Origin of the sequence: Stutzerimonas stutzeri, assembly GCF_000935215.1 — a bacterium.
Classification (GTDB): domain Bacteria; phylum Pseudomonadota; class Gammaproteobacteria; order Pseudomonadales; family Pseudomonadaceae; genus Stutzerimonas.
This window is the reverse complement of sequence record NZ_JXXD01000048.1, coordinates 30,143-42,862: the sequence shown is the minus strand read 5'-3', so window position 1 is coordinate 42,862 and position 12,720 is coordinate 30,143. Positions and strand designations below refer to the sequence as shown.

General features: G+C 65.1%; 11 protein-coding genes. 7 read left to right on the top strand and 4 right to left on the bottom strand.

Annotated elements, in window-relative coordinates:
- Window positions 1–107: 107 nt before the first annotated feature.
- Together LO50_RS06710 and zapE are read left to right on the top strand one after the other, a co-directional pair.
- Complete coding sequence (locus LO50_RS06710) at window positions 108–1,016, top strand: LysR family transcriptional regulator (protein ID WP_044314507.1); 909 nt, start codon at window positions 108–110, stop codon at window positions 1,014–1,016.
- 49 nt (window positions 1,017–1,065) lie between these two features.
- Window positions 1,066–2,175, top strand: coding sequence for a cell division protein ZapE (zapE, locus tag LO50_RS06705; RefSeq protein ID WP_044314506.1), 1,110 nt, complete (start codon window positions 1,066–1,068; stop codon window positions 2,173–2,175).
- 8 nt (window positions 2,176–2,183) lie between these two features.
- Here zapE and LO50_RS06700 read toward each other — a convergent pair whose 3' ends face one another.
- Entirely contained in the window at window positions 2,184–2,462 is a 279-nt protein-coding gene (locus LO50_RS06700; protein WP_003285081.1) for a peptidylprolyl isomerase, read from the bottom strand.
- Between the two features lie 176 nt (window positions 2,463–2,638).
- Here LO50_RS06700 and LO50_RS06695 point away from each other — a divergent pair, with 176 nt between their 5' ends.
- Genes LO50_RS06695 through gntR form a run of 4 tightly spaced genes read left to right on the top strand, consistent with a single transcriptional unit; the run spans window position 2,639 to window position 7,253 of the window.
- Entirely contained in the window at window positions 2,639–3,769 is a 1,131-nt protein-coding gene (locus tag LO50_RS06695) for a gluconokinase, GntK/IdnK-type (protein ID WP_044314505.1), read from the top strand.
- 51 nt (window positions 3,770–3,820) lie between these two features.
- Complete coding sequence (locus LO50_RS06690; protein ID WP_044314504.1) at window positions 3,821–5,098, top strand: TRAP transporter large permease; 1,278 nt, start codon at window positions 3,821–3,823, stop codon at window positions 5,096–5,098.
- Between the two features lie 60 nt (window positions 5,099–5,158).
- A complete protein-coding gene (locus tag LO50_RS06685) occupies window positions 5,159–6,175 on the top strand; it encodes a TRAP transporter substrate-binding protein (RefSeq protein ID WP_044314503.1) in 1,017 nt (338 codons plus the stop codon).
- A gap of 58 nt (window positions 6,176–6,233) precedes the next feature.
- Window positions 6,234–7,253, top strand: a complete 1,020-nt coding sequence (gntR, locus tag LO50_RS06680) for an HTH-type transcriptional regulator GntR (protein ID WP_044314502.1) — start codon at window positions 6,234–6,236, stop codon at window positions 7,251–7,253.
- A 24-nt stretch (window positions 7,254–7,277) separates the two neighbouring features.
- Here gntR and LO50_RS06675 read toward each other — a convergent pair whose 3' ends face one another.
- On the bottom strand, window positions 7,278–8,189 hold the full coding sequence (locus LO50_RS06675) for a LysR family transcriptional regulator (protein WP_044314501.1): 912 nt from the start codon (window positions 8,187–8,189) through the stop codon (window positions 7,278–7,280).
- A gap of 146 nt (window positions 8,190–8,335) precedes the next feature.
- On the opposite strand from LO50_RS06675, the gene LO50_RS06670 reads away from it, so the two are divergent.
- Entirely contained in the window at window positions 8,336–9,562 is a 1,227-nt protein-coding gene (locus tag LO50_RS06670) for an acyl-CoA dehydrogenase (RefSeq protein ID WP_003285077.1), read from the top strand.
- Window positions 9,563–9,656: 94 nt separating this feature from the next.
- On the opposite strand, the gene xylB is transcribed toward LO50_RS06670, so the two are convergent.
- Window positions 9,657–11,180 (bottom strand): xylulokinase, encoded by a 1,524-nt coding sequence (gene xylB / locus LO50_RS06665; protein WP_044314500.1) that lies wholly within the window; start codon window positions 11,178–11,180, stop codon window positions 9,657–9,659.
- An 11-nt stretch (window positions 11,181–11,191) separates the two neighbouring features.
- Window positions 11,192–12,670: a mannitol dehydrogenase family protein gene (locus tag LO50_RS06660; protein ID WP_044314499.1), complete on the bottom strand. Its 1,479-nt coding sequence runs from the start codon at window positions 12,668–12,670 to the stop codon at window positions 11,192–11,194.
- Window positions 12,671–12,720: the final 50 nt, after the last annotated feature.

Below are 12,720 nucleotides of genomic sequence, written 5' to 3'. Positions count from 1 at the left end.
CAGCCCAGCCTAGGCCGCGGGCCAGCGGGCCAGCGGGGCAGCCAATGAAAGGATGGAGCGCTCCCATAACCTGCGGTTATGCTCGATCGACTGAAGGAGGGACATGCATGCGGCTGCGTCATATCGAACTGTTCCAGGCGATCCTGCAAACCGGCAGCCTGACCGCCGCCGCCGAGCTGCTGCATATCTCCCAGCCAGCTGCGAGCAAGATTCTCAAGCATGCCGAGCAGCAACTGGGTTTTGCGCTATTCGACCGGGTGCGCGGCAAGCTGCAGCCCACCGCCGAGGCACGCGTGTTGCAGCAGCAGACCGAACGCCTAGCCATCGACCTGCAGAGTCTGCGGCGCCTTGCAGACAGCCTCGGTCGGGGCGAGGAGTGCGCACTGCGGCTGGTCTGCACACCGGCCTTGGCTCAGGCGCTGCTGCCACAGGCGCTGTGCGCCTGGCGCGAGCGATTTCCACGTACGGTCTGTCAGCTCGCGACGCAGCACACGGCGGAAGTCGTCGAGGCGCTGTTGCTGCGTGAAGCCGATCTGGGGCTGACGTCACAGGCGGTGGAGCATCCGGGACTGAGCAGCCAGCTATTGGCCGAGGGACGCATGCGCGTGATCGCGCCGCCTGGCTGGTGGCCGCTGGATGAACTGCACAGCCCGCTGCGGCTGCAGGCCTTAGCGGGTAAAGCGCTGATCGGCATCGACGCCCGCGATGCCCTGGGCAGCCTGTTGCGCGGCCACATTGAGGAACTCGATCCGCCGCCGCGCGTGGTTACCTGGGTGCAGACTTATCAGTTGGCGCGACAGCTGGTGTCGTCGGGACAGGGCGTGGCGCTGGTCGATCCGTTCACCGCGCTGGCGGCTACTGGCGGCGAGGTGCAGACCCGTCTGCTCGAGCCGGCCATCAGCGTGCCGGTCTACGCAGTGACTCGTGTTCACGAGCAGCCGCTGCCGGCGCAGGCGATGCTGCTTGAGCAGCTCGGCGCCCAGGCTGAGCGACTGCTGCAGGACGGGCACAGCTGAGCGGTCGCGCAGGCGTGCGCTACCATGGCGGCTTTTGCGCCGGACGATCATGCACGTCGACTCGCCCCTTGAACGTTATCAGCTGGCCATTGCGCAAGACGGGTTCGTACCCGATGCAGCTCAACAGCGCGCTGTCGCGCGGCTCCAAGCCTGTCATGAGGCACTGGTTTCAGGTGCGGACCTGCCGCTTGGTGTCTATCTCTGGGGCCCGGTCGGGCGTGGCAAGACCTGGCTGATGGACCTGTTTCACGCAAGCCTGGCGGTTCCGTCGCGGCGGCAGCATTTCCACCATTTCATGCGCTGGGTGCATATCCGGCTGTTCCAGCTCAACGGTACGGCCGATCCGTTGCAGGCCCTGGCCAGAGAACTTTCGCAAGAGATTCGTGCGCTCTGCTTCGACGAGCTGTTCGTCGGTGACATCGGTGACGCAATCATCCTGGGGCGCCTGTTCCAGGTGCTCTTCGAGCACGGCGTGGTGATCGTCGCCACCTCCAACCAGCCGCCGGAGCAGCTGTACGCCGACGGCTTCAATCGCGAGCGTTTTCTGCCGGCCATCGACGCCATCCTGCAACACATGCATGTGGTGGATGTGGATGGTGGCGCCGATCACCGCCTGCGTCCCGGCGCTGCGCTACAGCGCTACTGGATCGCTCAGTCCGACAGCGGCAGCGCACTGGTCGCGACGTTCGAGGCGCTTGCTGCTGGATCAGTCAGCACCGAGCCTTTGGTTCTCAGCCGCCGCCTGCTCGACGTGGTCCGGCGTAGCGAATCGGTGCTCTGGTGCCGCTTCGCCGATCTCTGCGAACAGCCGTTTTCGGCGCTGGACTTCATCGAGTTGTGCGATCGTTTCGCAGCGATCCTGATTAGTGACGTGCCCAGGCTGGGCGGTACGCAGCGCGATGGGCGGATTGCCCGCGGCACCGAGGATGGAGCTGCGCGGGTCGAGGCGGGTGACCGCCAACTGCCCAGGCTCGCCGCACGGGATGATGCCGTGCGCCGGCTCATCGCGCTGGTGGACGAGTGCTACGACCGGCGTATTCCGCTCTATATCGAAGCCGAGGTGGCACTGGACGAGCTGTATACCGAGGGCTATCTGGCATTCCCGTTCCGCCGCACGCTCAGTCGTCTGCGGGAAATGCAGCTGCAGCGCTTTGGCTAAGCGCCAACTCAGTCGCGGTAGAACACCTGCACCAGGTGGTAGCCGAACTGGCTTTTCACCGGACCGTGCACCTCGCGCAGCGGCTTCTTGAAGATCACCTGATCGATGCTGCGCACCATCTGCCCGGGGCGCACTTCGCCGAGATCGCCACCTTTCTTGCCGGACGGGCAGGTCGAGTACTTGCGCGCCAGCACGTCGAACGCCTCGCCATTGGCGATGCGCTTTTTCAGCTGCGCGGCTTCGGCCTCGGTCTTGACCAGAATGTGGCGGCACATGGCTTTGGGCATGCTCGGTGTCCTTGATTGCACTGGGGCGCGATTGTAGTCGTGCCACGGCGAATGTCGAACGGGATCGCGCTTCGATGCAGCCGTTTTGTGACTTATTGGTCGACGAGCGGTAGTTTTATCGTGTCCTGTGATAGCGCTAACATCCAGCCAAACAAGCAAAATAATGGATTCCTCGCATGCCTTCAGTGCATACCTCAAAGGCTTCCGCGCTTCCGGTGCTGGTCGTCATGGGCGTCAGCGGTTCCGGCAAGACCGAGACCAGCCACGCCGTAGCCGACGCGCTCGGCCTGCCGCACATCGAAGCGGACAACTTTCACCCGGCAGAGAACGTGGCGCGCATGCGTGCCGGCACGCCGCTGTCCGATGCCGACCGCGTGGAGTGGCTGCACGCGCTGATCGCTGAAATGCAGCGCACTTTAGCGGCAGGCAGCGGCTTCGTGCTGGCTTGCTCGGCGCTCAAGCGCAGCTACCGGGAGTTGCTGCGCAGTGCGGTTCCGGAGCTGCGTTTCGCCCATCTAGCCATCGATTACGAAACCGCCGTGCAGCGCGTCGGCGGCAGGCCGGGACATTTCATGCCTATTTCCCTGGTCGACAGCCAGTTCGCCACCCTCGAATCACCCGAGGGCGAACCCGGCGTATTGACCGTGGATGCCAGCCAGCCCCGCGAAGACGTTCTGCGCCACATCGTCGATTGGATGCAGGGCGCCGGTCTGGATGAGCTTATTGAAACCCGGGTCGATCTTTCCTCGCGTCCGTTTGATAGCGCTACCACGGCGCCACCTTTGACCAACGAGCCGATCTACAGCGGCACGGTCGCCCAGCACTTCGACCGCCTGACCGACTGGCTGATGGCCGCGTTGATGGCCTTCATGGTCATCGTGGTGTTTTCCAGCGTGGTGCTGCGCTATGCCTTCGGCACTGGCTGGACCGGCGCTGAGGAGCTGTCGCGGCTGGCGTTCGTCTGGCTGGTGTTCGTCGGTGTCGCTTCGAGCATGCGCCGCGGCGAGCTGATGAGCTTTTCCATGCTGCGCGACCGCTTCCCGCGGCTGTTCCGCCGCGTCGTCGACTCCCTCAGCTGGCTGCTGGTGGCAGCTGCGAGCTGCCTGGCGGCCTGGGGCGGCTGGAACCAGATGCAGTTCGGCTGGACCATCAACAGCCCGGTAGTCGGGTATCCGCTGGGCCTGGCGATGTTGCCCGTGGCCGCCAGCATGGTCGCGCTGGCGGTATTGGCGCTGGTGCAGCTGGTCAATGTCTGGCGGCGTGATCAGCCATCGGCCACCGCCGCTGCGAATGTCACCGCGGACTGAAGCGACGCCGCATTCAGAACAATACGGGCACTGCCCAACCGAGGACCTTGTATGACCGTCGTCGTCTTCCTTTCATCGCTGCTGGGCTTCATGACCCTTGGCATGCCCATCGCCTTCGCGCTGCTGCTCACCGGCTCGGTGCTGATGTGGTACCTGGATTTCTGGGACGTGCAGCTGCTGGCTCAGAATCTTCAGGCCGGCGCTGACAGCTTCCCGCTGCTGGCGGTGCCGTTCTTCATCCTTGCTGGCGAACTGATGAATGCCGGAGGCATCTCGCGGCGCATCATCGCCATGGCGCAGGCCTATTTCGGTCACAAGCGTGGCGGCCTGGGTTACGTGGCGATTGCCGCTTCGGTGCTGCTGGCCAGCATGTCCGGCTCGGCGTTGGCCGATACCGCCGCGCTGGCGACGCTGCTGCTGCCGATGATGCGCGAGCGCGGCTACCCGTTGAGTTCGTCGTCGGGCCTGGTGGCGGCGGGCGGGATTATCGCGCCGATCATTCCGCCGTCGATGCCGTTCGTGATCTACGGCGTGGTGACCGGCACGTCGATCAGCCAGCTGTTTCTCGCCGGCATGGTGCCGGGGCTGATCATGGGCATGGGCCTGATCGTCGCCTGGACGCTGATCGCCCGGCGGATCGATGAACCGAAACAGGAAAAGGCCAGAGCGGCCGAACGCCGTCGCGTGCTGGTCGACGGCGCCGCCGCGCTGATGCTGCCGGTGATCATCGTTGGCGGGCTGCGTGGCGGCCTGTTCACCCCGACCGAAGCGGCGGTGGTCGCCGCCGTCTACGCGCTGGCGGTGTCGACCCTGCTGTATCGCGAACTGACCTGGGCCGGGCTGGTCGAGGTGCTCACGCGTGCCAGCCGCACCACGGCGTCGGTGATGTTTCTCTGCGCCGCGGCGACGGTATCGGCGTACATGATCACCCTGGCCCAGCTGCCCGACGAGATCGCGGCGATGCTCGGTCCGCTGGCGCAGGACCCCAAGCTGCTGATGGTCGCCATCATGCTGCTGATGATCGCCGTCGGCATGGTGCTGGACCTGACCCCGACCATTCTGATCCTCGGTCCGGTGCTGGCGCCGATCGCGATCAAGGCCGGCATCGATCCGGTGTATTTCGGCGTGATGTTCGTGCTGATCGGTTCCATCGGGCTGATCACCCCGCCGGTAGGCACCGTGCTCAACGTGGTCGGCGGCATCGGCCGGTTGCGCATGGAAACCCTGGTGCGCGGCGTGATGCCGTTCTTCCTCGTCTACCTGGTGATCGTCGGGCTGCTCATAGCCGTGCCCTCGATCATCACCGTACCCCTGGCCTGGCTGCGGTAACGCCGGTCGTGCAACCCCAACGACACACCAACAGCCCAACAACAAAAAAGGTACCGCTCCATGAAACGACTCATCATCAGCACCCTGACTGCCGCATTGCTCGGCAGCACACTCGGCCTCGGTCAGGTCCACGCCGCCGACGACATCCGCCCGCGCATGATCCGCTTCGGCTACGGCCTCAACGAAGACAGTAACCAGGGCAGGGCAGTGAAACTGCTCGCCGAAGAGGTGGCCAAGGCTTCGGACGGCAAGCTGAAAGTGCGTACCTTTGGTTCGGCCAGCCTCGGCTCGGACGACCAGATGCAGAACGCACTGATCGGCGGCGCGCAGGAAATGATGGTCGGCTCGACCGCGACGCTGGTCGGCATCAGCAAGGAGATGGCGGTGTGGGATACGCCGTTCCTGTTCACCGATCCGCGCCAGGCCGATCAGGTACTGGACGGCCCGGTAGGCAGGCAGGTGATGGACAAACTCGAAGAGAAGGGCCTGGTCGGGCTGGTGTACTGGGAGAACGGTTTTCGTAACGTGACCAACAGTGCGCGGCCGATCGAGAAGCTCGAGGACTTCGAGGGCATCAAGCTGCGCGTGATGCCAAATCCGGTTTTCATCGACACCTTCAAGCGCATGGGCGCCAATGCGGTGCCGCTGCCGTTCTCCGAGCTGTTCACCGCGCTGGAAACCAAGGCGGTCGACGGCCAGGAAAACCCCTACAACACCATCCTCTCGTCCAAGTTCTATGAGGTGCAGAAGTACCTGAGCGTGACCAATCACGTCTACAGCCCCTGGATCGTCACGGTTTCCAAGCGCTGGTGGGACGGGCTGTCCGCGACCGAGCAGGGCATCCTCATGGATGCCGCGGAAAAGGCACGCGATGCCGAGCGCGAGGACACCCGTCGCGAGGCCAGTCAGGCGTTGGCGGCGCTGAAGGAGCGCGGCATGCAGATCAACGAGGTCAGTCCCGAGGAGATCCAGCGCATGCGCGAACAGGCGCAGCCGGCGATCCAGACGGTGATCGATGCGGTCGGCCAGGACCTGTTCGATCAGGTGCAGGCCGAAGTGGAAAAGGCCGCACCTTAGGAGGCGCCCCCAGAATGCCCGCTGCTAGAATCCGCCGCTTTCGACCAATGGAACGCGCATGACCACACGCCGACGCCGCTCTGCCGAGCGGGTAACCCTCTCGGATGTCGCACGTAGCGCCGGCTGCTCGCTGATGTCGGCATCCCGCGCGCTGTCGCAACCGGAACTGGTTTCCGACGCGCTGCGCGAGCGTGTCGAGCAGGCGGTCAAGGCGCTCGGCTACGTGCCGCATCCGGCGGCGCGCAGCCTGGCCAGTTCGCGTTCCAATCTGGTCGCGGTGATCATTCCTTCGCTGTCCAACGCGGTGTTCGTCGACACGGTCGAGGCCATCCAGCGCGTGCTGATGCCGGCGGGCTACGAAATGATGATCGGCGTCAGCCACTATCGCCCCGAAGAGGACGAACGACTGCTGCGTGCCTATCTGGCGCATCAGCCGGCCGGCTTGCTGATCACCGGGTTCGAGCGCAGCGATGCCGCCCGTGCAGTGCTGGCCAACTACACCGCACCGATGGTTACCCTGATGGAGCTGAGCGAGCGGCCGGATGACTACTGCGTAGGCTTCTCGCAGCTGGAAGCCGGCGTGGCCATGACCCGCACGCTGCTTGAGCGCGGCTACCGTCACGTCGCCTTCGCCGCGGCGCAGCTCGACCCTCGGACCCTGCAACGCGCCGAAGGCTACCGTCAGGCCATGCGCCAGGCCGGTCGCTATGAGCCGACGCTGGAGCTGCTGACGCCGCAGCTGTCGTCCATTGGGCTTGGTGCGGAGCTGCTGGATCGGCTGCTGGCGCAGCATTCGCAGATCGACGCGGTGTTCTTCAACAACGATGACCTGGCCCTCGGGGCGCTGTTTCGTGCCCATCAGCTGGGGCTCGACGTGCCGGGGCGGCTGGCGATTGCCGGTTTCAACGACCTGCCGGCGGCGGCCTGGATGCATCCGGCGCTGAGCACCGTGCGCACCCGGCGTGGCGAAATCGGCGAGCTGGCGGCGCAGATGCTGCTGAGTCTGATGCGAGGTCAGCAGCCTGCCGAGCGTTGTATCGATGTGGGCTTCGAAGTGGTGATGCGCGACAGCGCCTGAGGCGGGCTTTCACCCGCCAGCGCGTCAGAGATCCTGCTGCGCGGTGACCTGCTGCGCGATCTCGATCATCTGCTCGCGCATCCAGCGGTTGGCCGGGTCCTGATCGGTGCTTTCATGCCAGTAGATGTGGGTTTCCAGCGGCATGATGTCCACCGGCAGATCGACCTGGTGCAGGTTGTGGCGCCGGGCGAAACGCTCGGGAACGGTCACCGCCATGTCAGTCTGGTCGATCACCTGGGTCGCCATCAGGTAGTGCTGTGAGCGCAGGGCGATCTTGCGCTGCAGACCCATCTTGCCCAACGCCAGATCCACCAGACCGAGCCCGCTGCGGCGGCTGGAAATATGGATGTGCGACAGCGACAGGTACTGCTCCAGGGTCAGCTTGTCCTTGGCTAGCGGGTGGCCGCGGCGCATGGCGCAGATGTAGCGATCTTCCAGCAGCTTGACGTGGCGCACCTGCGGGTCGGTATTGAGCGGTGCATCCATGGCGAAATCCAGGCGGCCGGCAGCCAGTTCCTTGGTCGTCTCGCGACGCTTGGCCAGCATGCTCTCGATCTTCACGTTCGGTGCCAGACGGCGCAGGCGCTGGAACAGCGGCGGCAGCATCACCGCCTCGGTGAGGTCGGTCATGCTGATGCGGAAGGTCTTGTTCGCCTGCGCCGGGCTGAAGGTCCGGCTTTCCTGCACCGACACCCGCAGCAGCTGCAGCGCATTGCGCACCGCGCCGATGATGTTCTGCGCCATTGGCGTCGGCACCATGCCCTGCGCGGTGCGCACGAACAGCGGGTCGTTGAAGGTCTCGCGCAGGCGGGCAAGGGCGTTGGAAACGGCGGGCTGGGTGATGCCGACGATCTGCCCGGCGCGTGTCAGATTCGCTTCGGTGTAGATGGCATCGAAGACGATGAATAGATTCAGATCGACCTTGTTCAGGTTCATTGTTGTGCTCTCCGGCGTGTATCGGAATTCGCCGATCATATATCGGTGATGAATGTTTATACACGAGGAAAATAGCTTAGATAAATCACTAGGCCTCCTCTAGCATTCAAAACTACAAAACATTACCTGCCAGAAGGTTGTCGCCCATGAATTTCGCCTACTCCCCGAAGGTTCAAGAGCTGAGAGAGCGCGTGCAAGCGTTCATGGATGCTCACGTCTATCCCGCCGAAAAGGTGTTCTACCAGCAGGTCGCCGAAGGTGACCGCTGGCAGCCGACCGCTATCGTCGAGGAGCTCAAGGCCAAGGCCAAGGCAGAAGGGTTGTGGAACCTGTTTCTGCCGGAATCGGAACTGGGCGCCGGCCTGACCAACACCGAATACGCACCGCTGGCGGAAATCATGGGTAGCTCGGGGCTTGGCCCGGAGGCGTTCAACTGCTCAGCACCGGACACCGGGAATATGGAAGTGCTGGTGCGCTACGGCAGCGAGGCGCAGAAGCGCGAGTGGCTGGAACCGTTGCTGCGCGGCGAAATCCGTTCGGCCTTCGGCATGACCGAGCCGGGCGTGGCCTCGTCCGACGCGACCAACATGGAAGCCCGCGCGGTGCGCGAGGGCGACGAGTGGGTCATCAACGGTCGCAAATGGTGGACCTCCGGTGCCTGCGACCCGCGCTGCAAGATCATGATCTTCATGGGCCTGACCAACCCTGACGCGCCGCGCCATGCCCAGCACTCGATGATCCTGGTGCCGATGGATACCCCCGGCGTGAAGGTGCTGCGCCCGCTGCCGGTGTTCGGCTACGACGACGCCCCGCACGGCCACGCGGAAGTGCTGCTGGAAAACGTGCGAGTGCCCTACGAGAACGTCATTCTCGGTGAAGGCCGCGGCTTCGAGATCGCCCAGGGCCGTCTTGGCCCAGGTCGCATTCACCACTGCATGCGCTCTATCGGCGTTGCTGAACGTGCACTGAAGCTGATGTGCGAACGCGCCGTCAGCCGCACCGCCTTCGGCAAGCCGCTGGCCCGGCTGGGTGCCAACTTCGATTACATCGCCGAGTGCCGCATCGAGATCAACATGGCGCGCCTGCTGACGCTGAACGCGGCGTACATGATGGATACCGTAGGCAACAAGATCGCCGCCAGCGAGATCGCACAGATCAAGGTGGTCGCACCCAACGTGGCGCTGAAGGTCATCGATCGCGCCATCCAGATTCACGGCGGCGCTGGTGTTTCCGAGGACTTCCCGCTGGCGCACTGGTGGGCGATGCAGCGCACGCTGCGCCTGGCCGATGGCCCGGACGAGGTGCATCGGGTGGCCATCGCCCGTCACGAGCTGGGCAAGTACGTGCCGCGCGAGGCGCTGCGCAGCCGCTGAGGCGTCGTCCCAGGCGCAGGACCAAAGGCAAAGCCACACGCCGTGGCTTTGCCTTTTTTTATGAGCTATTTGCCTGCCGACCGAGCGCTGCGCATCAAGAGGTGACCGGCGTCAGGTCCGGTGCTGTCTGCTGACCGTAGATGCTGGCTACCAGTTGCCGATAACGCCGATAGGCCTGCCCGTAGGCCAGAACCGCGGCGGTGTCAGGCGCGACCGCCGTGGTCTCGTCGAGGCTGACACAGCGCTGGCACAGCTCAGCGAGGCTCGCCGCGGGGTCGCGCTGCCTGGCATGGCACCACGCCGCCTGGATCGCGCCACCCAGCGCCGCGGCTTCGCTGTGGCGGGCGCAGACCACCGGCGTCGCCATCATGTCGGCTACGATCTGCCGCCACAGCGGGTTCTTCGCGCCGCCGCCGATGAGCTGAATCCGCTCGCCGCGAATGCCGCTTTCGCGTAGCAGATCCAGCCCATAGCGCAGGCCGAAGGTCACGCCTTCGAGCACGGCGCGGCAGAGGTTGGCGCGGCTCAGGTTGTCGGCGGTCAGGCCGTGCAGGCTGGCGCTGGCCTGGGGCAGGGCGGGGACGCGCTCGCCGTTGAGAAACGGCAGCATCGTGACGCCTTCGCAGCCGATCGGCGCCTGCGCCACCAGCGCGTTGAACGCATCAAGGTCCAGCTCCAGCAGTTCGCGTATCGCCGCGTTGGCGTTGGTCAGGTTCATGGTGCATATCAGCGGCAGCCAGCCCCCGCTGGACGAGCAGAACGTCGCAACTGATGGCTGCGGACTGATCCGAGGTTCCCCGGAGAACGCGTAGAGTGTGCCGGAGGTTCCCAGGCTCATGGTGATCGCGCCGGGGCGGATGTTGTCGGTGCCGATGGCGCCCATCATGTTGTCGCCACCGCCGCTCGCCACGATGGCCTGGGAGTTCAGGCCCAGCCGGACGGCAAGTTCGGGGCGTAGCCGGCCGACCGGCTGATGGGGTTCAATCAGCTCGGGCAGCGCCGCCTCCAGACGGCCGCTGGGATCGACATACCGCAGGATGTCGAACGCCCACTGCCGGTTGCGCACATCGAGATAGCCGGTGCCGGAGGCGTCGCCGTATTCGCTTACGCAACGCCCGGTCAGCCAGTAATTGAGGTAGTCGTGGGGCAGCAGGATATGGGCGATCCGTGCGAACAGCGCGGGATGCTGCTCCTTCATCCACAGCAGCTTGGACACCGTGTAGCCCGGTGCGATGACGATACCGAGGCGCTGCAGCGAACCCTGTTCACCGCCCAGCCAGTCGAGCAGGCGCTGATTCTCCGTAGTCGACTCCGTGTCGCACCAGAGCTTGGCCGGGCGCAACACGCGGCCCGCGGCATCGAGCGTAACCAAGCCATGCTGCTGTCCAGACACACCAATGCCCAGCACGGCATCGCCGTCGACCCCGGCTTCGGCCAGTGCCGCGGCGGTGGCGCTGGCGAAGGCGGCGGTCCACTGCTCGGTGTCCTGCTCGCGCCGGCCATTGGGCCCGCTGATGAGATCGTGACCGGCCGAGCCTTGGCCGAGCACGCGCCCGTTGCTGGCGTCGAGCAACAGCGCCTTGGTGCCCTGGGTGCCGCAATCGATCCCGAGAAACATGCCGCACTCCGTCACTGCGTCAACAGCTGGTCGAGGGTGCCGCTGACCCCCAGCGTGCGCAGCCGCAGCAGGTTGCGCTCGAAGGCTTCGCGGAAGGCGAGCGAACTCGGAATCTGCGTGCCGAAGATCTCCTCGCGCCCGAGCAGTCGTTCGGCGAGACCGTCGTCCTCCGCAACAAGGGACTGGCAGAAATCCGCGCGCGGATCGGGGATGCGGTACTGCTCGCCGTTTTCATCGACGCCCCGCAGATACAGCGCCCAGGCGGCGACCACCAAGGCGGCCCGGTCCAGGCCAGCGTTATCGGCGATCAGGCGGTCGATGGTCGGCACGCTGAACTTGGGAAACTTCGACGAGCCATCGGAGCACACCCGTTCCAGCTGATCGGCGATGGCACGGTTGGAGAAGCGCTCGATCAGCGTCTGCTTGTAGCGAGCGAGATCGATGCCGGGCACGGGAGCCAGTTGTGGGGTGACGTCCTCGTCCATGTAGCGTCGGATGTACTCGACGAACAGCGGATCGGCCATGGTTTCGTGGACGAAGCGATAACCGCGCAGGAAGCCGAGGTAGGTCAGCGCGAGGTGGCTGCCGTTGAGCAGCTTGATCTTCATCTCCTCGTAGGGCGAAACGTCGTTGGTGAACTGCACGCCGACCTTTTCCCAGGCCGGACGGCCGGCGACGAAGCGGTCTTCCAGTACCCATTGCACGAAGGGTTCGCAGACCACCGGCCAGGCGTCATCGAGGCCGTGCTGACGCTCCAGGTCCTGGCGATGGGCCGCGCTGGTCATGGGCGTGATGCGGTCGACCATGGCGTTGGGGAAGCTGACGTTGCGCTCGATCCAGCCGGCTAGGTCGGGGTCGACCAGGCTGGCGAAGGCCAGCGTAGCCTTGCGGGTTACGTCGCCGTTGTGGGGGAGGTTGTCGCAGGACATCACCGTGAAGGGCCCGACGCCGCCGCCGCGGCGCTTGGCCAGGGCCGCGCAGAGCAGGCCAAACACGCTAACCGGGCTGCGCGGGTGCTGCAGGTCATGTTGGATTTGCGGCAGTTGCGCATTGAATTGGCCGGTGCTGTCGTCCAGGCAATAGCCGCCCTCGGTGATGGTCAGCGAGACGATGCGAATCGCCGGATCGGCCAGGCGGGCAACCACCGCCTCGGAACCATCCTCGCCCACCAGCAGCATGTCGCGAATGCTGCCGATCACCCTGACCTCGGTGTCAGGCCGGTCGTCGAGCTTGACCAGGGTGTAGAGGTAGTCCTGCGCGGCCAGTGCATCGCGCATCGCGCGCTCCTCGGCGCGTGTGCCGATGCCGCAGATGCCCCACTCCAGCCCCTCGCCGGTGTTCATCAGTGCATCGGTGTAGGCCGCCTGGTGGGCGCGGTGAAAACCGCCCACGCCGATGTGGGCGATGCCGGTGGTGATCTCTGCCAGGTGGTAGTCGGGGCGCGCGATAGGGCCCGGCAGCTGTGGCAGATTCGCTTCGTTCAACTTCATCTCGGGCCTCGCTGGGCTTGAATGTGGAAAAGCCGGGGCCGGATCGCTGC